The organism is Micromonospora echinofusca (genome assembly GCF_017614955.1).
Lineage (GTDB): Bacteria > Actinomycetota > Actinomycetes > Mycobacteriales > Micromonosporaceae > Micromonospora > Micromonospora echinofusca_A.
The window spans coordinates 1-18,810 of the sequence record NZ_WVUH01000010.1 but is presented as its reverse complement, the minus strand read 5'-3'; the positions used below and the strand labels follow the sequence as shown (position 1 = coordinate 18,810).

Genomic DNA, 18,810 nt, shown 5'->3' with positions numbered 1-18,810 from the left:
TCAGGCCTCCTTGACGCGCGGGTTGCGGGTGGTGGCCGGCTCGGTTTCGGCGGACTGGAGGACCCGGCCGAGGCCGCTGACCCGGGGCGAGAGGAACGCCTTGGTGTTGGCGAACATCGTCATGATCGGGTGCCGGAAGAGGAACACGACCACCAGGTCCAGCACCGTGGCCAGGCCGAGCGCGAAGGCGAAGCCCTTCACCGTACCGACCGAGACGATGTAGAGCACCACGGCGGCGAGGATCGAGATGGCGTTCGCCGAGATGATCGTCCGCCGGGCCCGGACCCAGGCGCGGGGTACCGCGCTGCGCGGGCTGCGGCCCTCCCGGATCTCGTCCTTGAGCCGCTCGAAGTAGATGACGAACGAGTCCGCCGCGACACCCAACGACACGATGAAACCGGCGATACCGGCCAGGGTGAGGGTGAAGCCGATCCCCCGGCCGAGGACCACCAGCGCACCGAAGACCAGCAGCGCGGAGAGGATCAGGCTGAGGAAGATCACCGTACCGAGCAGCCGGTAGTAGAAGAACGAGTAGACCGCGACCAGCAGCATGCCGATGCCGGCGGCGAGCAGACCCGCCTTCAGGTGGCTGGAGCCCAGCGTGGCGGAGACGTTCTCCTGCTGCTGCGGCTCGAAGGTCACCGGCAGCGCGCCGTACCGGAGGTTGCTGGCCAGTTCGCTGGCGGTCTTGTTGTTGAAGCTGCCGCTGATCTGCGAGTCGCCGGTCAGCACGCCCTGGATCTCCGGGGAGGAGATCACCTTGTTGTCCAGTACGACCGCCACCCGGCACTTGCCGTCCTGGCCCAGTGCGGTCTGGTCGCAGGCCTGCCCCTCGTTGTTGAACGCCTCACGGGTCAGGTTGGTCCACTTCGTCTGACCGTCGCTGCTGAAGTCGAGGCTGACCACCCACTGGCTGGTCTGGTCGAGCACCGCGTCGGCGTCGCTGACGTCGGTCCCCTCGACCTTCGCCACGTCGAGCAGGTACTTGCTGACCCCGTCCTCGCAGGCGACGACCTTCTGCTTCGGGTCCGCGACCGAGGCCGGGGGGCGCTCGTCGAGCTGCTTGCAGCTGACCGTCGGGACGTTGAACTGCATCTCGACCGGCAGGACCGCGACCTCACGGCCGGTGAGCGTGCCGAACGGCTTGAGCGTGCCGGCGAGCGCCGGGTTCTGGCTGAAGTCGGCCGGGGCCTGGAGTCCGCTCGCCGCCGCCCAGGCAGCCGCGCCGACCTTGGCCTGCACGGCCTTGCGCTGCTCCTCGACGCTCTGCGGCGCCGGCTCGGCGCTGGTCGACGGGCTCGGCGCGGCGGCCGAGGCAGTCGGGGCCGCGCTCGGCGTCTGCGCCGGGGCAATCGGGGCCTTGCTCGGCGCCGGGGCCATGCCGCCCTGCCCACCGGCCGAGGGCGAGGCGCTGACCTTCGCCTCCGGGGTACGCGTCGGCGCGGGCGAGGCACTGCCGGACGGGGCCGGAGTGGCGCTGCCCGAGGGGGCGGGGGTCGCGCTCGGTGCGGGCGCCGGGATGGCGCCGCTGCCGTCGGCGGCCTTGAGCACCTTGCGGAACCGCAGCTCGGCGGCGCTGCCCACCTCGGTCAGGTCCCGGTTCTCACCGGGCAGGGAGATGACGATGTTGCGGTTTCCCTCGGTGACCACCTCGGCCTCGGCGACGCCGCTGGCGTTGACCCGGTTCTCGATGATCTGCCGGGCCTGTTCGAGGTTCTCCGCCGTGGGCGGCCGACCATCGACGGTGTTGGTCGCCTCCAGCGTCAGCCGGGTGCCACCGATCAGGTCCAGGCCGAGCTTGGGCTCGAGCCGGTCCTTCCAGCTACCGCTCGCGCCAGCGGCGAAAAACACCAAAAGATAGAGGACCGCGAAGATGAGCCCGAGCACGGCGAGCTGCCGTCCCGGGCGCATCTGTCCCTGAGGTGGTGCCACGGCTGTCCTGTCTCCCTGCGTAATGGCGCCGCTGGTGGTGTGGCGGCGGATGTCGCGCCGGCGGGCCCGGCGGCATGACGGTGGTCTCGGCGCGGCGCGCCGAACCAACTATCCGATATTTTCGATGTGTACGCTGCCCCGCACGAGGGGCCGCGCGCTATTCCTTGATGTCCGCTTCCTCGGCGACGGGCTCGGCCCGCTCGGCCTGGCTGACCACCCGCGCGACGGCGGGACGGGCGTACCGGGTGTGCACGCCGGGGGCGACCTCGAGCATCACGGTCTCGTCGTCGACGCTGATCACGGTGCCGTAGAGCCCGCCGATGGTGACCACCTCGTCGCCCGGTCCGAGCGCGGACTGCATCTTCTCCGCCTCACGGCGACGCTTCTGCTGCGGGCGGATCATCATGAAGTACATGACACCGAAGAGCAGAGCGATCATGAGGAGCGGCGTCAGACTGCCGGCTCCGCCACCGCTCTCTGCTGCGTTAAACACGTCGACGACCTTCCCGTTGACCTCCGTCACGGCCTAGGAGGCGCCGGAGCGGAGGCAGGATCTCACATCCTGTACAAAACCGCCGCGAGTCTAATCCCTGGACCTGGGAAGACCGAATGCGGCACGGATCACGAACGGATCACGGCTGATCAGGTCCGGCAGAGAAAAGATCGGGCGCGGGAGGGGAACCGGCACCAAATGTACCATCAGGGGGATTACGCCCCAGATGGCGCCAAGCCGCCTCGGTGGCCACCCGACCCCGGGGGGTACGCGCCAGCAGTCCGGCCCGCACCAGGAACGGCTCGCACACCTCCTCCACCGTGTCCGGCTGCTCCCCCACCGCCACGGCGAGGGTGGACACCCCCACCGGACCACCCCGGAACAGGTCGACCAGCGCGGTCAGCACCGCCCGGTCCAGCCGGTCCAGCCCGAGCGCGTCCACGTCGTACACCTTGAGGGCGGCCTGCGCGGTCTCCCGGTTGACCACCCCGTCGGCCCGTACCTCGGCGTAGTCCCGCACCCGGCGCAGCAGCCGGTTGGCGATCCGGGGCGTACCCCGGGACCGGCCGGCGATCTCGGTGGCCCCGTCGTCGGTGATCGGCACGCCGAGGATCCGCGCCGAACGGTGCAGCAGCGCCTCCAGGTCGGTCGGCGAGTAGAAGTCCAGGTGGGCGACGAAGCCGAACCGGTCCCGCATCGGACCGGTCAGCAGGCCGGACCGGGTGGTCGCCCCGACCAGGGTGAACGGCTCCACGTCCAGCGGGATCGCGGTCGCCCCCGGCCCCTTGCCGACCACCACGTCGACCCGGAAGTCCTCCATCGCGCTGTAGAGCAGTTCCTCGGCCGGCTTGGCGATCCGGTGGATCTCGTCGATGAAGAGCACGTCGCCCTCGGCGAGGCTGGTCAGGATCGCCGCCAGGTCACCGGAGCGTTCGATGGCCGGGCCGCTGGTCACCCGGATCCCCGAGCCCAGCTCGGCGGCGACGATGTTGGCCAGCGAGGTCTTGCCCAGCCCGGGCGGCCCGGAGAGCAGGATGTGGTCCGGCGGCGAGCCCCGCCGCATCGCGCCCTGCAACAGCAGGTCGAGCTGGTCGCGTACCCGGTCCTGGGCGATGAACTCGGCCAGCCGCTTCGGGCGGACACTGGCCTCGGCGTCCCGTTCGGCCGCGTCCGCGTACGCCGAGACCAGCCCCTCGGCGGTCATCGGGTCCGGCCGAGCAGTCGGATGGCCTGCTTGAGCAGGACCGGCACCGGCGGGGGCGGACCGTCGACGGTCTCCGCGACGGCGGCGACCGCCTGGTCGGCCTGCCCGGCCGTCCAACCGAGCCCGACCAGGGCCTGCCGGACCTGCTCGGTCCAGGCGCCCCCGGTCACGCCGGCCGCCCCGTCGGCACCGACCGGGATCGGCCCGACCTTGTCCCGCAGCTCCAGGACCAGCCGTTCGGCGCCCTTCTTGCCGATACCCGGCACCCGGGTCAGCGCGGCGGTGTCCGCGTTGGCGATGGCCTTGCGGACCGCGTCGGGGGTGTGCACCGCGAGCACCGCCTGGGCCAGCCGGGGCCCCACCCCGCTGGCGGTCTGCAACAGCTCGAAGAGCTGCTTCTCGTGGTCGTCGGCGAAGCCGTAGAGGGTCAGCGAGTCCTCCCGGACCACCAGGCTGGTGGCCAGCCGGGCGGTCTGGCCCACCCGCAGCCCGGCCAGGGTGCCCGGGGAGCACTGCACGGCGAGCCCGACCCCGCCGACCTCCACCACCGCCTGGTCGGAGCCCACCGTGGCCACCACACCGTGCACGCTGGCGATCATCTCGGTCCTCCTCGTCGTACCCGCTCGGCCGCCTCGGCCAGCTTCGACCGGGTGCCGCCCCGCCAGACGTGACAGATCGCCAACGCCAGCGCGTCGGCGGCGTCCGCCGGCTTCGGCGGTGCGTCCAACCGCAGCAACCGGGTCACCATCGCGGTCATCTGCGCCTTGTCCGCCTGACCGGACCCGGTCACCGCCGCCTTGACCTCGCTCGGGGTGTACGTCTGCACCGGTAGCCCGGCCCGCGCCCCGGCCAGCACGGCGATCCCGCTGGCCTGCGCGGTGCCCATCACCGTCCGGACGTTGTGCTGGCTGAAGACCCGCTCCACCGCGACCGCGTCCGGCCGGTGCTCGGCGACCAGATCGGTCAACGAGCGGTCCAGGTGCAGCAGCCGCAACGCCAGGTCGTCGCCCGGATCGGTGTAGACCACGTAGTAGGCGACCAGGGTGCACGGTCGGCCGGGGACCCCCTCCACCACACCGACCCCGCACCGGGTCAACCCCGGGTCGACACCGAGTACCCGCACGCCGCCCCCTCCCCGGATCGTCAGCAGTACGTGTGTTCGACACCCTACTGGTCGACGTGCCGGCCACCGACACCGAACACGCCGCTGCCGGCACGCCACATAGTGCGGCACCGGAGTATGTGCCGGCGGCCCATGTGCCGCCGGCCACACAGCTCGTAGTTTCATGCGCCATGACGGCAGAACCCGTGGCGGCCCCCCACGTCGTACAGCTCGACCTGACCGGCCGCAGCGCACTGGTGACCGGCGGTGGCAGCGGCATCGGCCGGGCGTGCGCCCTGCGGCTGGCCGCCGCCGGGGCGTCGGTCCAGGTGGTGGACCGCAACGTCGAGGCGGCGAAGGCGGTGGCGGCCGAGGCCGGCGGGCGGGCCGTCGGCGTCGACCTGGCCGACCCGGCCGCGGTCGACGGGTTGGACGCCGACGTCGACATCGTGGTCAACAACGCCGGTCTGCAACACGTCGCCGCCGTGGCGGACTTCCCCACCGAGCGCTTCGCCTACCTGCACCGGGTGATGGTCGAGGCGCCGTTCCGGATCATCCGGCGGGCGCTGCCGCACATGTACACCCGCCGCTGGGGACGGATCGTCAACATCTCCTCGGTGCACGGGCTGCGCGCCTCGCCGTACAAGTCCGCGTACGTCTCCGCCAAGCACGCGCTGGAGGGGCTGTCGAAGGTGGTCGCCCTGGAGGGGGCGCCGCACGGGGTGACCGCCAACTGCATCAACCCGGCGTACGTCCGCACCCCGCTGGTGGAGAGCCAGATCGCCGACCAGGCGGCCAGCCACGGCATCCCGGAGAGCGAGGTGGTGGAGCGGATCATGCTGGCCCGCGCCGCCATCAAGCGGCTCATCGAGCCGGAGGAGGTGGCCGAGCTGATGGCGTACCTCTGCGCGCCGCCGGCGGACTTCATCACCGGCGCGTCCATCGCCCTCGACGGGGGCTGGACGGCCAACTGAATGAGGGGTACCCGCAGAATGGGCCTCATGTCGTCGCCGATCGAGTTCCTGGAACTGCTCGCCCGGGAGGCCGCGGCGGTGGAGTTCGAGGGGCCACTGGTGGCCGCCCGGGCCGCCGGGCTGCCCGCCGAGCGGCTCGCCGAACTCGAACAGGCCAAGCTGGTGGCGTTGCGGGTACGGGGGCTGCTGGAGCGCCGCCGCCGCCGCGAGGTCGAGCTGTCCGGGCTGTACGACACCGCGAGCGACCTGGCCGGGCTGCGGGACGTGGACGCGGTGCTGCGGGCCATCGTGCACCGGGCCCGGCACCTGCTCGGCACCGACGTGGCGTACATGACCCTCAACGACGAGGAGCGCGGTGACACGTACATGCGGGTCACCGACGGTTCCATCTCGGCCCGGTTCCAGCGGCTGCGGCTGCCGATGGGGGCGGGACTGGGCGGCCTGGTGGCCCAGTCGGGCACGCCGTACGTCACCGCGAACTACCCGGAGGACGACCGGTTCCACCACACCGGGGAGATCGACGCCGGGGTACGCGAGGAGGGGCTGGTCGCCATCCTCGGCGTACCGCTGCGCCTGGGGTCGAGCGTGATCGGCGTGCTCTACGCGGCCAACCGCTCGGCCCGGCCGTTCGTACCCGAGGAGGTGGCGCTGCTGGTCTCGCTGGCCGCGCACGCGGCGGTGGCGATCGACACCGCCCGGCTGCTGGCCGAGACCCGCTCGGCGCTGGAGGAGCTGTCCACGGCGAACACGACGATCCGGGCGCACAGTGCCTCCGTGGAGCGCGCCGCCGCCGCGCACGACCGGATGACCGCGCTGGTCCTGCGCGGTGGCGGGGTGGAGGACGTGGCCTCGGCGGTCACCGACGTGCTCGGCGGGGCGCTGCTCGCCCTCGACGCCGAGGGCCGCCGGCTGGCCCGGGTGGGGGCGATCGACGAACCGGAACGCGGGGACATGGTGGAGGCGGTCGCCGCCTCCCGGACCGAGGGACGCAGCGTGCGACGCGGGCCGCTGTGGTACGCGGCGGTGGTGGCGGGTGCGGAGAACCTGGGCGCCCTGGTGCTGCGCCCCGACGACGAACTGGTCGACGCCGACCAGCGGATCCTGGAGCGGGCCGCCCTGGTGACCGCCCTGCTGCTGCTGTTCCGGCGGACCGTGGCCGAGGCGGAGGGCCGGGTCCGGGGCGAACTGCTCGACGACCTGATCGCCCGACCGGTCCGCGACGTCGAGGCGCTGCGCAGCCGGGCCCGGCGCCTCGGCGTGGACCTGGACGCCCCGCACGTACTGGTGGCGGTCGGCGACGACGCGATCGCGGCCACCGGTTCGGCCCGTCAGCGGGTGCTCTCCTGGGCCACCACGTACGCCTCGGCCCGCAGTGGGCTGGCTGCGGCGCGGGACGGCCGGGTGGTGCTGATGCTGCCCGGCCGGGACGCGGGCGCGGCGGCCCGGGCGGTGGCCCGGGACCTGTCCCGGGTGACCGGGCGGCCGGTGACGGCGGGCTCCAGCGGCCCGTCGACCGGCCCGACGGCGCTGGCCCGGGTGTTCCGCGAGGCGGACCGGTGCCTGACCGCGCTCGGCGCGCTGGGCCGGTCCGGGCAGGGGGCGAGCACCGCCGAGCTGGGTTTCGTCGGTCTGTTGCTGGGCTCGGTGACCGACGACGGGGACCAGGACGTGAGCCGGTTCCTGGCCGACACGGTCGGGCCGGTGGTCGACTACGACGCCCGTCGGGGCACCGCCCTGGTGAGGACCCTGGAGGCGTACTTCGGGGTGGGCGGCAGCCTGGCGCGGGCGGCCGAGCTGCTGCACGTGCACGTCAACACGGTCACCCAACGCCTGGACCGGGTGGGTCAGCTCCTCGGCCCGGACTGGCAGAAGCCGGAGCGGGCGTTGGAGGTGCAGCTCGCGCTGCGGTTGCACCGGCTGCGCACCGCCCCCTCCTGACCGCGCCCCCTCCTGACCACCCCCGCGCCGGCGCCTCGTCGGCACGGTCGTCGGCGCCGGACGGACACGCGGCGGGCACCGCCGTCGGCGGTGGGCAGACACTGGGCGGGCACCGCCGTCGGCGGTGGTCTCAGCGGTTGGCCAGTCCGGCGAGCACCGTGTCGACGACCCGTTCGGCAAGATGGGCGTCGTCCAGGTCGGGCTGCCAGCGCAGCAGCTTCTGCACCAGCATCGGCCCGGTCAGGATGGCCAGCGCCACCTCGACGTCCAGGTCGGGGCGGATCTCCCCCCGGTCGACGCCGGCCCACAGCACCTCGCGCATCGCCTGCCGGCGGGGCTCGACCAGTTCCTGGTAGAGGCGGTACTGCTCGACGCTGCGGTGCACCTCCGGCACGAGACAGGGCATGATCCGCACCGCCCGGGCGTCCGAGTTGTCGCCGATCACGGTCAGCAGGGTGATCAGGTCGTCGCGGACCGACACCCCGGCCGGTACCGGCGGCGGGCCCTTGAGGGTCCGCAGCGCGTCCCGGAGCAGGGCCTCCTTGCCGGACCAGCGGCGGTAGATGGTGGCCTTGCCCACGCCGGCCCGGGCGGCGATGGCCTCGATGGAGAGCGCCTCGACGGTGGTGCCCTCGGCGAGCAGGTCGAGTGTGGCCTCCACGATCGCCTCGTCGGCGCGGCTGCTCCGCGGTCGACCGGGCGACCGCGGAGCGTCAGCGGTGGAGGTCATGTCGACATTGTGCCGAGGTCAGGAGGTTGCGGCCAATTCCGGCTCGCCGGCCGGCACCGCCGTCACCGGTGGGCGGGACGGCCGACCGGGCAGCCACCGCAGGGCCACCAGGACGCCCAGCGCGGCGACGACGGCGGAGAGCGCCCCGGCCCAGTGCATCGCGTCCACGAACGCCGTGTTGGCGGCGTCGATCAGGGTGGCGCCGTCGGCACCGAGCCGGCCGGCGGCGGCGTACGCCCCGGCGAGGGACTCGTCGGCGGCGTTCCGCGCCCCGGCCGGCAGCCCGGCGGTGGTGGCGGCGATCTCGCCCCGGTAGACGGCGGCGAGGACCGAGCCCAGCACGGCGACCCCGAGTGCGGCGGCCACCTGGCGGATGGTGTTGCTGACGGCGGAGCCGACGCCGGCCTTCTCCCGGGGCAGCGCCGACATGATCGACTCCATCGCCGGTGGCATGACGTTGGCCATCCCGACGCCCTGTACGAAGAAGGCGGCCCCGACCAGCCAGATCGGGGTGTCCACCCCGACGAAGGCGAACGTGCCGAGCCCGACCACCGCGAGGCAGAGGCCGACGGCGGAGACCGCCCGGCCACCGTAGCGGCGGACCATGGCCGCGCTGCGCGGCGCGAAGACGAGCTGGGCCAGCGCGAACGGCAGGAAGAGCAGGCCGGTCTGCAACGGGCTGTAGCCACGGACCAGTTGCAGGTAGAACGAGCTGAAGAACATCACACCCATGGCGGCGAAGAAGATCAGCCCGATCATCGCCACCGGCGCCGCGAAGCGGGGTACCCGGAACAGGGTCACGTCCAGTGACGGGTGGTCGCTGCGTCGCTCGTGGACGATGAACCAGGCCAGGACGGCCAGCCCGACGGCGATCGAGGCCCAGACCACGGGCCGACCGAAGCCGTGCTCGCCGCCGTCGATGATGCCGTAGGAGAGGGCGACCAGGCCCACCACGGAGAGCAGCACGCCGAGCACGTCGACACGGCCCGGACGCGGGTCGCGGGACTCCGGCACCAGCAGCCCGACCAGGACCAGACCGGCCAGCACCACCGGCACGTTGATCAGGAAGACCGAGCCCCACCAGTACCGTTCCAGCAGGGCCCCGCCGAGAATCGGCCCGATGGCGACCGCGAGCCCGACCGCGCCGGACCAGACACCGATCGCCCGGGCCCGTTCCCGGGGGTCGAAGACGTTGGAGATGATCGACAGGGTGACCGGCATGATGGCCGCGCCGCCCACGCCCATCAGTGACCGGGCTGTGATCAGCTGGGCCGGGCTCTGCGCGTACGCGGACAGCAGTGAGCCCAGGCCGAAGACGGCGAGACCGATCAGCAGGAACCGCTTGCGGCCGGTCCGGTCACCGAGCACGCCGAAGCTGAACAGCAGACCGGCGAAGACCAGCGTGTAGGAGTTGATCGCCCACTCCAGCTCACCCTGGCTGGCGCCGAGCCCGTGCACCGGGTCGGCCAGGGTCCGCAAAGCGACGTTGAGAATGGTGTTGTCGAGGACCACCACCAGCAGGCTGACCACCAGCACGCCGAGGATGGCCCACCGTCGTGGGTGGCCGGTGTTCTCGGTGATTTCCATGATTCGGCTTTCCCCCGGTACGCCGCACCGCCAATACGATACGGAACGGACTCGTAATGGCCTGAGCGTACGGGGGGCAGAATACGATACGGAACAGGTCCGTATCGTATGTGTGCCAGGTCACCCCTCGGGCGGGAGCCCAGTGGCGCTGCCGCTCGGGCGCGGGCGCCGGGTCGACCGGTCAGGCGGGCGCGGGCGCCACATCGCCCGGCCTGGCGGGCGCGGGCGCCGGATGGACCGGTCAGGCCGGGCGGAACGCCACATCGCCCGGCCTGGCGGGCGCGGGCGCCGGATGGATCGGTCAGGCGGGCGGCCCGACGACCAGGGCGAGCCGGACCAGCACGTCCCGGGCCGGGGCGTACCGGTGCGCCTGCGCCAGCCGGCCGACCCGGCGGGCCATCGCCGCCAACCGTTGGGTACGTCGACGGCGGCGACGGTCGTACGTCCGCAGCGCCACCGGTACCGGCGCCCCGGCGCCGAGACAGTCCGCGAGCGTGACCGCGTCGATCAGCGCCTGACACGCACCCTGCCCGAGGTCCGGGGTCATCGCGTGCGCCGCGTCCCCGAGCAGCGCCACCCGGTCGGTGACGTACCCCGGCAGCGGCGTGAGGTCGCAGACGTCGTGCCGGAGGATCTCCGCGTCCCGCAGCCCGGACAGCAGGCGCGGGATCGGGTCGTGCCAGTCACCGAAGTGCCGGAGCAGCACCGCCCGGTCCCCGTCCGGCGGCCGGTACCCCTCGGCGACGGCGAGTGTGGCGTACCAGTTTGTCACCCCCGGGCCCTGCGGGGTCAGACCGAAACGGGCTCCCCGGCCCCAGGTCTCCCCGCCGGCGGCGAGGTCCAGTTCCGCCGTGCCGCGCCAGGCCACGACGCCGGTGTAGCGGACCGGGAAGCGGTCGCCGTGCAGTGCCCGGCGCATGTCGCTGTGGATGCCGTCGGCCCCGACGACCAGGTCGAACTCACGGGTCAACGGGCCGGGATCGGCGACCCGCACACCGAACCGGACCAGGCCGGGCGGAAGGGCCCCGGCGAGCAGGTCGAGCAGATCCGGTCGGGCCAGCAGACGGACCGGCTCCCCTGCCCGCCGGACCACCCGGTCGACGTCGATGGCGGCGATCCGGGAGCCGTCCGGGCGACGGATCAGACCTCCGCCCTGCGGGCGCCCGCGCCGCCGGGCCTCCTCCCCCACGCCGAGGGCGTCCAGGGCGGCCAGGGCGCTCGGCCAGATGCCCAGCCCGGTCCCGGTGTCGGGCAGGCCGGGCGCCCGCTCGAACACGGTCACCGCCCAGCCTGCCCGGCGCAGCCCGATCGCGACCGCCAGTCCCCCGATACCGCCACCTACGACGGCCGCCGTCCGCGCCATGCGACGACCGTACTACAGATGTAGTTACGCTGACTACATCTGTAGTATGCCGGACATGGCGGACCGGCAGGAACAGGTACTCGACGCGGCGATCCGGGTACTCGGCACCCGTGGGCTCCGTCAACTCACCCACCGGGCCGTGGACACCGAGGCGGGCCTGCCCCTCGGCTCGACATCCAACCTCTTCCGGACCCGGGACGCGCTGGTCGACGGCGTCCTGCGCCGCCTGGTCCAGGTGGAGACCGGGGCCTGGCACGCCCTCGCCGCCGACCTGCCGCCCGGCGACGCCGCAGCGTTCACCGCGGTACTCGGCCACCTGCTGCGGGACCTGACCGGGGAGGGCCGGGTGATCGTGCTGGCCCGGTACGCCCTCTTCATCGAGGCGGCGTTCCACCCGCAACTGCGGGAACGGATCGGGGTGGCCCGGCAGGAGCTGGAACGTTGGGGGGTACCACTGATGGCCTCGCTCGGCGTACCCGATCCGGCCGCAGGCTTCGGCATGCTGCTCAGCCTGATCGACGGCCTGCTCAGCAACCAACTCGCGCACGACGACCCGACCTTCGACCCGGAGGCCGCGATCGGCACCCTGCTGCGCGGCCTGCTCGGCTGAACGCCGACCCACTCGGGCGCGCGCTGCCCTACCCGGCTGCCCGGCACGCGGCTCGGGCACGGGCTCGTTCGGCTGCCCGACGCACGGCCGGGAAGCGCCGGCCTGCCCGACGCGCCGCGGGTTGCCCGGGCCGTCCTGTTAACAAGGGGCCCTTCCTCTACCGAAAGCGTTAATAGGGGGCCCTTCCTTACAGCAGGGCGGTGGCGTGGGTCAGGGAGTCGAGCCGGTCGGCCGGTGCGGGCAGCGGACCGGACCAGCCCGGCCCGGCGCCGAAGACCCGCACCCCGGGGAAGTCCCGGCTGAACCGGACCAGCCGGTACGCCCGCCCGGTGACCGCGGTCTGCGACCAGACCACGACGGTACGCGGACGGGCCCGGCGTACCGCGCTGGCCAGCGCCGGCCAGGGCAGGGCGGCGCCGAGCAGCAGGCACCCCCGCCCCTGCTCACGGAGCGCGGCGGCGAGGGCGTGCAGACCGAGGCAGTGGTGTTCCTGTTCGGCACCGGCCAGCAGGACCCCCTCGGTGGGCAGCTCCCAGCGTCGGCTGCTGCCGAAGACGTCCAGGCCGGCCCGGATGCCCTCGGAGAGGGCGTGCTCCACGGCGATCTCGGCGGCGGTCCGGCCGGGCAGCATGGACAGCAGCGGCACGCAGACCTGCTCCCACGTGCGGACCAGACCGTTCACCCGGGCCAGTTCGACGATCAGCGCCGCCACCCGGTTGGTGTCCAGGTCGTCGGCGGCCGCGACCAGCCGCTCGCGGGCAGCGGCCACCGACTCCTGCGGTAGTCCTTCGGTCAGCACCAGTCGCACCCCCGGCAAAGAGATCCTTACCAGGGGTTCGGTGGAACGGCCACGGTTGGATGCGGAGCGGCGGGTCGGACCTTGCGGGCGGGTGTCCGCCTCGGCGGGTGTCAGTTCCGACGGGTGGGCCACCGACGCTGGACCAGTGCCGCGACACTGCCCCAGAGCCCGCGCCGGAACAGCAGCACGACGAGAACGAAGATACCGCCGGTGACCAGGCCCACGGCCTCGAATCCGGAGAACGAGAGCCAGTCCTCCAGCCGGACCAGGACGGCCGCGCCGAGCAGGCCGCCCCAGAGGGTGCCGATCCCGCCGAGCACCACCACGATGACCGCCTTGCCGGAGGTCGTCCAGTGCAGGGTGTCCAGGGCGACGAGCCGGTGGCCGATGGCGAACAGGCCACCGCCCAGCCCGGCGAGGAACGCCGAGAGCACGAAGGCGGTGAGCTTGTACCGGTGCACCGGGTACCCGAGGGCCCGGGCCCGCGCCGGGTTGTCCCGGATGCCGACCAGCACCCGGCCGAACGGGGAGTGCACGATCCGCCAGGCGGCGGCCAGTCCGGCGAGCACGATCGGCAGGGCCGCGTAGTAGAAGTAGTACTCGTCGGTGAGGTCCAGGCCGAACAGTTCCCGGGGTACGCCCTGGAGGCCGTTCTCGCCCCGGGTCACGCTGCGCCACTCGTTGGCCACGAAGTAGACCATCTGGGCGAACGCCAGGGTGACCATGGCGAAGTAGATGCCGGTCCGCTTCACCGCGAGGTAGCCGATCGGCACCGCCAGCACCGCTGCGGCGAGCGCCCCGGCCAGGACGGCCACCGGGAACGGTACCCCGGCGTTGATGGCGACTAGTCCGGTGACGTACGCCGAGGTGCCCCAGTAGGCGGCGTGCCCGAAGGACATCAATCCGGTGAAACCGAGCAGCAGGTCCACCGCCACGGCGAAGAGCGCCCAGCAGAGGATGTCCACGGCGACCGCCGGGTACAGCCCGTTGGGCAGCCAGAGGGCGACGGCCAGACCGGCGGCGAGCAGCGCGTACCGGACCCAACCGGGCGCCCGGCCGACCGCGACCAGGCCGGACGGGGCCCGGCCGGGCCTGGGCTCCACAGTGGTGTCCACGGTGCTGGTCATGCCGGGGCCTCCTCACGGCCGAACAGACCGGCCGGGCGCCAGAGCAGCACGGCGGCCATGACGATGAAGACCAGGGTCTGGGCCAGGATGGCCGGGGCGTACGCCTCGCCCCAGGCCTGGATCAGGCCGATGCCGAAGCCGGCGGCCACCGACCCGAAGATCGAGCCGAGCCCACCGATCACCACGACCGCGAAGACCACGATGATCAGGTCGGCGCCCATCAGCGGGTTGACCGCGCGCATCGGTGCGGCGAGTACCCCGGCCAGCGCGGCCAGGGCGATACCGAACCCGAAGACCGGGGTGACCCAGCGACCGACGTTGATCCCGAAGGCCCGGGTCAGTTCGGGGCGCTCGGTGGCCGCCCGGACCACCATGCCGACCCGGGTGTGGCCGAGCAGCCACCACACGCCCACGCAGACGCAGACGGCGAAGCCGAGGATGAACACCCGGTAGGTGGGGAAGTCGAACAGCCCCAGGTCGACCGAGCCGTTCAGTTCGGCCGGGGCGGCGTACGGGCTGGACCGCACGCCGTACTCACCTTTGACCAGGTCCTGGAGGATCAGGGTCAGTCCGAAGGTGAGCAGGAAGTTGTAGAGCGGGTCGAGCCGGGTGAGCCGGTGGATGAAGGCGCGTTCCAGCGCCATGCCGAGCAGGCCCAGCCCGACCGGCATGATCACCAACGCCCACCAGAACGGCACTCCGGCCTCGGCGAGCAGCACGTACGCCCCGAACGCGCCGAGCATGTAGAACGCCCCGTGGGCGAAGTTGACCACCCGCAGCATCCCGAAGATGACCGCGAGCCCGAGGGCGAGCAGGGCGTAGAACGCCCCGCTCACCAACCCGTTGAACGTGTTCTGGAGAAAACCGGTCATCGGTCCGGGGTCACATCTTGCAGTCGGCGGACGGGGCACGGAACGCCTCCGCCGCGGGGATGGTCTTGAGGACCTTCACGTAGTCCCACGGCTCGGTGACCTCGGCGGCCGGCTTGACCTGGGCCAGGTACGCGTCGTGCACCACCCGGTGGTCCTCGGCCCGGATCTTGCCGTTGCGCAGGAAGACGTCCTCGATGCTCTTGCCCTCCAGCTGTTTGACGACGGTGTCGGCGTCGTCGGTGCCGGCGGCCTGCACCGCCTCCAGGTACTGCGTGGCGGCCGAGTAGTTGGCCGCGTGGGCGAAGGTCGGGCGGGTCCCGGTCTCTTTCTGGAACCGGTCGGCGAACTCCCGGTTGCGGGCGTCGAAGTTCCAGTACCAGGCGTCGGTGTAGGTGGTGCCGGCGAGCGCGTCCGGGGTGAGCGAGTGGATGTCGGTGAGGAACATCAGGCCGACAGCCAGCCCGACGCCCTTCTCCCGCAGCTTGAACTCGTTGTACTGCTTGACCACGTTGACCAGTTCCGCGCCGGCCTGCATGGTCCCGAGCACGTCCGGCTTGGGGTTGAGGGTGGGCGCCTTCAGCAGGTACGTCGCGTAGTCGCCGGAGGTGTTCGGGAACGGCGCGGCGTCCTTGCCGACCACCGCCCCGCCGGCTGCGGTGATCGCGGCGGAGAAGCTCTTCTCCATGTCCTGGCCGAACTGGTAGTTCGGGTAGAGCACGTACCAGTTCTTGGCGCCCTGCTCGGTGGTGCTCCGACCGGTGCCGTTGGCCAGCATGTACGTGTCGTACGCATAGTGGAACGTGTACCTGTTGCACTTCACGCCGGTGAGGGTGGTGGTGGCGGCACCGATGTTGAAGTAGAGCTTCTGCTTCTCCTTGGCCACGTCGGCGACCTTCTCGGCGGCCGACGAGGTGGGCACGTCGAGGACGATGTCGACGGCCCTGCGGTCGTACATCTCGGCGGCCTTGGTGTTGGCGATGTCCGGCTTGTTCTGGTGGTCGGCGGTCTCCACGCTGATGTTCGTGGTCACCGCCTTGTCGCCGTACTTCGCCTTGAAGTCGGCCACCGCCATCTCGACGGCCTTGACCGAGTTCTTGCCGGACAGTTCCAGGTAGACGCCGGACTGGTCGTTGAGTACGCCCAGCACGATCTTGTCGTCGGTGAGCTTCTGGTCCCCGGACGCCTGGGGGCCACCGCCGCCACAGCCGGCGACCAGCACCACGGCCGCCGAAGCGGCCGCCAGTCCTGCGGTCCTACGCATTGCCATTCCCTCCACCTCCGCGCCGGGCGCGGTTCGCGGTCAACAAGCGGTACGTGCGGTACGTGCAGTACGTGCGGTTGTCGTTGCGAGGTCGTCAGATGCCGAGGTACGACAGCAGCTCGCGTTCCCGGGAGTGGACCTCGGTGTTGTCCAGCGCCGAGACGATCTCCCCCTCGGCGAGCAGGTAGTGCCGGTCGGCGACCCCGGTGGCGAAGTGCAGGTTCTGCTCGACCAGCAGCACCGTCACGCCGTGCTGCTTGGCCTGCCGCAGGATGTCGCCGACCTGCTGTACGAGCAGCGGGGAGAGCCCCTCGGTCGGCTCGTCGCAGAGCAGCAGCCGGGCCCCCATCCGCAGCACCCGGGCCAGGGCGAGCATCTGCTGCTCACCGCCGGAGAGCATGGTCGCCGCCGAGGTCCGCCGGGTGTGCAGGGCCGGGAACGCCTCGTAGATCCGGTCCAGCGACCACGGGTCGGGGCCGACGGTGGGCGGCAGGGTCAGGTGCTCGGTCACCGTCAGGGTGGCGTAGCTGCCCCGGTCGTCGGGTACCCAGCCCAGCCCCAACCGGGCCCGCCGGTGGGCCGGCAGCCGGCTGATGTCCCGGCCGTCCAACTCCACGGTGCCGCGCTGGCTGTCGTGCAGTCCCATCACGCAGCGCAGCAGCGTGGACTTGCCGGCCCCGTTGCGGCCGACCAGGGTCACCACCTCGCCCCTGGCCACGGTCAGGGACACGTCCCGCAGTACCCGGGCCTCGCCGTAGGACGCGGACAGCTTCTCGATTCGCAGCATCAGTGGCTCCCGGACACGTCGGCGGATCCCAGGTAGGCGGTGATCACCCGTTCGTCGGCGCGTACCTGCTCGTAGGGCCCTTCGACCAGGACCTTGCCGGCCTGGAGCACGGTGACCCGGTCGGCGAGCCGGCCCACCACGCTCATGTTGTGCTCCACCAGGACCACGGTCCGGCCCCGGCGGACCCAGGCGATCAACTCGACGGTCCGGTCGACGTCCTCCAGCCCCATCCCGGCGGTCGGCTCGTCCAGCAGCAGCACCTTCGGGTCGAGGGCGAGTGCGATGGCCAGTTCCAGGGCCCGCTTGCGGCCGTACGCCAGGGCGTCGGCGGGGGCCTCGGCGAGGTCGGCCAACCCGACCATGGCCAGCAGTTCGTCCGCCCGCTCGGCGTAGCGGCGCATGAGTTTCGCCGACCGCCAGAACCGCCAGCCGAGACCGCTGGGACTCTGCAGGGCCAGCTCGACGTGTTCGCGGGCGGACAGTTGGGGGAAGAGGCTGGTGATCTGGAACGAGCGGGCCACCCCGAGCCGGGCGACCTGCTCGGGCGGCAGCCCGGTGACGTCCCGGCCGGCCAGCTCGATCCGCCCGCCACTGGGCCGGAGAAAACCGGTGAGCAGGTTGAACAGGGTGGTCTTGCCGGCGCCGTTCGGACCGACCAGCGCGTGTACGCTCTCCGGCGCAATGTCCAGGTCGACGCCGTCGACCGCGCGGAAGCCACGGAAGTCGCGCGTCAGCCCGCGTACCGACAGGACCGCTTGCCCGGTCATCGTCCATCCTCCGCAGGGGTCGCCGACGACAACCGGCACCCGTCGGTGACGGGCGTCACAGGCTGTCGCGTGTCAGGAAACCTACGGTCGGCTCCACATACTGAACCATGTCGATGGCATACACTTTCCTGATCCATCGAACATGGTCACGCCATATGCACGGGCCCCCGATGCCTGCCGGACACGATCGACAAGGCCGGCGGCCCCACAACGCAGCGGCCACCATGTGGCCGGCCCACCATGACCGACGACCACCGGCACCGACACAGACCGGCGTTACCGGGCGTTGACGGCGTGGCCTAGCTTGATCCACTAAAAGCGCCCGCTGGCGGGACCGGCGGGCGCCCCGAAGAACCACTCCAGGTGGAAGGTTGAGACTTCGATGCCGTTCGGGTTCACCGTGGCGATCATCATGGCGATCGGTCTGCTCATTTCCGGCGCAATCGCGCTCGCCGGCAACGCCGGCCTCAAGCGGATCGCCACCCTCGCGGCCGTCGGCTGCCTCATCGGCGCGGTGGCCCTCACCCTCGGCGCCAGCGCCAACTCCGTACCGATCCGCTCCGTCGGGATCGTCACCAGCTTCGGCAAGCCCACCGGCGAGGTGACCGGCTCGGGGCTGAAGTGGGTCGCCCCGTGGCAGAAGGTCGGCGAGTGGGACGCCGGCCGGCAGAAGTACGACCACATCGGTGGCAACAACTGTGTGCGGGTCCGCACCGGCACCCTCGCCGACGCCTGCGTGGAGGTCCTGATCGAGTGGCAGGTCCGGCCGGAGAACGCGCCGAAGCAGTTCATGGACTACAAGGGTGACTTCGACAGCTTCCGGGGACAGCGGGTCGGCGTCCAGCTCGACAGCGCGGTCAACGACGCGTTCTCCGCGTACAACCCGCTGGAGAAGATCGACTCCAAGACCGGCAGCCTGAACGTGGATCTGAAGCCGTACGCGGAGAACATCAAGACCAACGCCACCGCCCGGCTCGCCGAGGACATCGAGATCCTCTCGGTCACCATCACCCGGGTGAACCACGACGAGAAGACCGAGGGCAACATCAAGGCGTTCCAGGACAAGCTGGCGCAGACCCGCAACCTGGAGCAGGACCGGAAGAACGCCGAGATCCAGAAGCAGATCACCGAGACGAACGCCAAGGTCGACAAGGTCTCCCGGTGCCTGGAGATCGCGGAGAAGAACGGCAGCAACCCCGGCCTCTGCATCAACCCCGGCATCGTCACCGGCACCAAGTAACCCCGTCCCTTCCGCCCCGTACCC

At 71.9% G+C, this 18,810-nt stretch carries 18 protein-coding genes; 4 read left to right on the top strand and 14 right to left on the bottom strand.

Going from position 1 to position 18,810, the window contains the following annotated elements; translation table 11 throughout:
- The 5 genes from secD to ruvC all read right to left on the bottom strand — a co-directional run bounded on the left by secD (position 1) and on the right by ruvC (position 4,752).
- On the bottom strand, positions 1-1,932 hold the full coding sequence (gene secD / locus GSF22_RS02850; protein WP_208811134.1) for a protein translocase subunit SecD: 1,932 nt from the start codon (positions 1,930-1,932) through the stop codon (positions 1-3).
- A gap of 157 nt (positions 1,933-2,089) precedes the next feature.
- Positions 2,090-2,425: a preprotein translocase subunit YajC gene (gene yajC / locus GSF22_RS02845; protein WP_208811133.1), complete on the bottom strand. Its 336-nt coding sequence runs from the start codon at positions 2,423-2,425 to the stop codon at positions 2,090-2,092.
- Between the two features lie 139 nt (positions 2,426-2,564).
- Positions 2,565-3,629 carry a Holliday junction branch migration DNA helicase RuvB gene (gene ruvB, locus GSF22_RS02840; protein ID WP_208811132.1) on the bottom strand — a complete coding sequence of 355 codons (1,065 nt, stop codon included), beginning with the start codon at positions 3,627-3,629 and terminating at the stop codon, positions 2,565-2,567.
- Positions 3,626-4,228 (bottom strand): Holliday junction branch migration protein RuvA, encoded by a 603-nt coding sequence (gene ruvA / locus GSF22_RS02835; protein ID WP_208811131.1) that lies wholly within the window; start codon positions 4,226-4,228, stop codon positions 3,626-3,628. The genes ruvB and ruvA overlap by 4 nt, the downstream gene beginning before the upstream one ends.
- Positions 4,225-4,752, bottom strand: coding sequence for a crossover junction endodeoxyribonuclease RuvC (gene ruvC, locus GSF22_RS02830; protein ID WP_208811130.1), 528 nt, complete (start codon positions 4,750-4,752; stop codon positions 4,225-4,227). Before ruvC ends, ruvA begins: the two co-directional genes overlap by 4 nt.
- Positions 4,753-4,922: 170 nt before the next feature.
- On the opposite strand from ruvC, the gene GSF22_RS02825 reads away from it, so the two are divergent.
- Together GSF22_RS02825 and GSF22_RS02820 are read left to right on the top strand one after the other, a co-directional pair.
- The gene (locus GSF22_RS02825) at positions 4,923-5,705 is read left to right on the top strand and encodes a 3-hydroxybutyrate dehydrogenase (protein WP_208811129.1); all 783 of its coding nucleotides are present in this window, start codon (positions 4,923-4,925) and stop codon (positions 5,703-5,705) included.
- An 18-nt stretch (positions 5,706-5,723) separates the two neighbouring features.
- Positions 5,724-7,643: a helix-turn-helix domain-containing protein gene (locus tag GSF22_RS02820; protein ID WP_208811128.1), complete on the top strand. Its 1,920-nt coding sequence runs from the start codon at positions 5,724-5,726 to the stop codon at positions 7,641-7,643.
- Between the two features lie 130 nt (positions 7,644-7,773).
- Here GSF22_RS02820 and GSF22_RS02815 read toward each other — a convergent pair whose 3' ends face one another.
- The 3 genes from GSF22_RS02815 to GSF22_RS02805 form a co-directional block, all read right to left on the bottom strand.
- Positions 7,774-8,373, bottom strand: a complete 600-nt coding sequence (locus GSF22_RS02815; RefSeq protein ID WP_208811127.1) for a TetR/AcrR family transcriptional regulator — start codon at positions 8,371-8,373, stop codon at positions 7,774-7,776.
- 18 nt (positions 8,374-8,391) lie between these two features.
- Positions 8,392-9,960: an MFS transporter gene (locus GSF22_RS02810; protein WP_208811126.1), complete on the bottom strand. Its 1,569-nt coding sequence runs from the start codon at positions 9,958-9,960 to the stop codon at positions 8,392-8,394.
- A gap of 301 nt (positions 9,961-10,261) precedes the next feature.
- Positions 10,262-11,323, bottom strand: a complete 1,062-nt coding sequence (locus tag GSF22_RS02805; protein ID WP_208811125.1) for an FAD-dependent monooxygenase — start codon at positions 11,321-11,323, stop codon at positions 10,262-10,264.
- A gap of 55 nt (positions 11,324-11,378) precedes the next feature.
- On the opposite strand from GSF22_RS02805, the gene GSF22_RS02800 reads away from it, so the two are divergent.
- On the top strand, positions 11,379-11,933 hold the full coding sequence (locus GSF22_RS02800) for a TetR/AcrR family transcriptional regulator (protein ID WP_208811124.1): 555 nt from the start codon (positions 11,379-11,381) through the stop codon (positions 11,931-11,933).
- A 187-nt stretch (positions 11,934-12,120) separates the two neighbouring features.
- On the opposite strand, the gene GSF22_RS02795 is transcribed toward GSF22_RS02800, so the two are convergent.
- The 6 genes from GSF22_RS02795 to GSF22_RS02770 form a co-directional block, all read right to left on the bottom strand.
- Positions 12,121-12,741 (bottom strand): cobalamin-dependent protein, encoded by a 621-nt coding sequence (locus GSF22_RS02795; protein WP_208811123.1) that lies wholly within the window; start codon positions 12,739-12,741, stop codon positions 12,121-12,123.
- A gap of 101 nt (positions 12,742-12,842) precedes the next feature.
- The gene (locus GSF22_RS02790; protein WP_208811122.1) at positions 12,843-13,859 is read right to left on the bottom strand and encodes a branched-chain amino acid ABC transporter permease; all 1,017 of its coding nucleotides are present in this window, start codon (positions 13,857-13,859) and stop codon (positions 12,843-12,845) included.
- The gene (locus GSF22_RS02785; RefSeq protein ID WP_208811121.1) at positions 13,856-14,731 is read right to left on the bottom strand and encodes a branched-chain amino acid ABC transporter permease; all 876 of its coding nucleotides are present in this window, start codon (positions 14,729-14,731) and stop codon (positions 13,856-13,858) included. Before GSF22_RS02785 ends, GSF22_RS02790 begins: the two co-directional genes overlap by 4 nt.
- A 10-nt stretch (positions 14,732-14,741) precedes the next feature.
- Complete coding sequence (locus tag GSF22_RS02780) at positions 14,742-15,998, bottom strand: ABC transporter substrate-binding protein (RefSeq protein WP_208811120.1); 1,257 nt, start codon at positions 15,996-15,998, stop codon at positions 14,742-14,744.
- An 88-nt stretch (positions 15,999-16,086) separates the two neighbouring features.
- On the bottom strand, positions 16,087-16,779 hold the full coding sequence (locus tag GSF22_RS02775) for an ABC transporter ATP-binding protein (RefSeq protein ID WP_208811119.1): 693 nt from the start codon (positions 16,777-16,779) through the stop codon (positions 16,087-16,089).
- Positions 16,779-17,546, bottom strand: coding sequence for an ABC transporter ATP-binding protein (locus GSF22_RS02770; RefSeq protein ID WP_208811118.1), 768 nt, complete (start codon positions 17,544-17,546; stop codon positions 16,779-16,781). The genes GSF22_RS02775 and GSF22_RS02770 overlap by 1 nt, the downstream gene beginning before the upstream one ends.
- 382 nt (positions 17,547-17,928) lie before the next feature.
- Between GSF22_RS02770 and GSF22_RS02765 the strand changes: the two genes are divergently transcribed.
- The gene (locus GSF22_RS02765) at positions 17,929-18,786 is read left to right on the top strand and encodes an SPFH domain-containing protein (protein WP_208811117.1); all 858 of its coding nucleotides are present in this window, start codon (positions 17,929-17,931) and stop codon (positions 18,784-18,786) included.
- Positions 18,787-18,810 lie beyond the last annotated feature (24 nt).

What these genes read in the sequence shown, in the direction of transcription:
- ruvB (WP_208811132.1), bottom strand. Translation starts at nt 3,629, where the DNA reads ATGACCGCCGAGGGGCTGGTCTCGGCGTACGCGGACGCGGCCGAACGG.
- ruvA (WP_208811131.1), bottom strand. Translation starts at nt 4,228, where the DNA reads ATGATCGCCAGCGTGCACGGTGTGGTGGCCACGGTGGGCTCCGACCAG.
- GSF22_RS02825 (WP_208811129.1), top strand. Translation starts at nt 4,923, where the DNA reads ATGACGGCAGAACCCGTGGCGGCCCCCCACGTCGTACAGCTCGACCTG.
- GSF22_RS02820 (WP_208811128.1), top strand. Translation starts at nt 5,724, where the DNA reads ATGGGCCTCATGTCGTCGCCGATCGAGTTCCTGGAACTGCTCGCCCGG.
- GSF22_RS02815 (WP_208811127.1), bottom strand. Translation starts at nt 8,373, where the DNA reads ATGACCTCCACCGCTGACGCTCCGCGGTCGCCCGGTCGACCGCGGAGC.
- GSF22_RS02810 (WP_208811126.1), bottom strand. Translation starts at nt 9,960, where the DNA reads ATGGAAATCACCGAGAACACCGGCCACCCACGACGGTGGGCCATCCTC.
- GSF22_RS02805 (WP_208811125.1), bottom strand. Translation starts at nt 11,323, where the DNA reads ATGGCGCGGACGGCGGCCGTCGTAGGTGGCGGTATCGGGGGACTGGCG.
- GSF22_RS02800 (WP_208811124.1), top strand. Translation starts at nt 11,379, where the DNA reads ATGGCGGACCGGCAGGAACAGGTACTCGACGCGGCGATCCGGGTACTC.
- GSF22_RS02790 (WP_208811122.1), bottom strand. Translation starts at nt 13,859, where the DNA reads ATGACCAGCACCGTGGACACCACTGTGGAGCCCAGGCCCGGCCGGGCC.
- GSF22_RS02785 (WP_208811121.1), bottom strand. Translation starts at nt 14,731, where the DNA reads ATGACCGGTTTTCTCCAGAACACGTTCAACGGGTTGGTGAGCGGGGCG.
- GSF22_RS02780 (WP_208811120.1), bottom strand. Translation starts at nt 15,998, where the DNA reads ATGGCAATGCGTAGGACCGCAGGACTGGCGGCCGCTTCGGCGGCCGTG.
- GSF22_RS02775 (WP_208811119.1), bottom strand. Translation starts at nt 16,779, where the DNA reads ATGCTGCGAATCGAGAAGCTGTCCGCGTCCTACGGCGAGGCCCGGGTA.
- GSF22_RS02770 (WP_208811118.1), bottom strand. Translation starts at nt 17,546, where the DNA reads ATGACCGGGCAAGCGGTCCTGTCGGTACGCGGGCTGACGCGCGACTTC.
- GSF22_RS02765 (WP_208811117.1), top strand. Translation starts at nt 17,929, where the DNA reads ATGCCGTTCGGGTTCACCGTGGCGATCATCATGGCGATCGGTCTGCTC.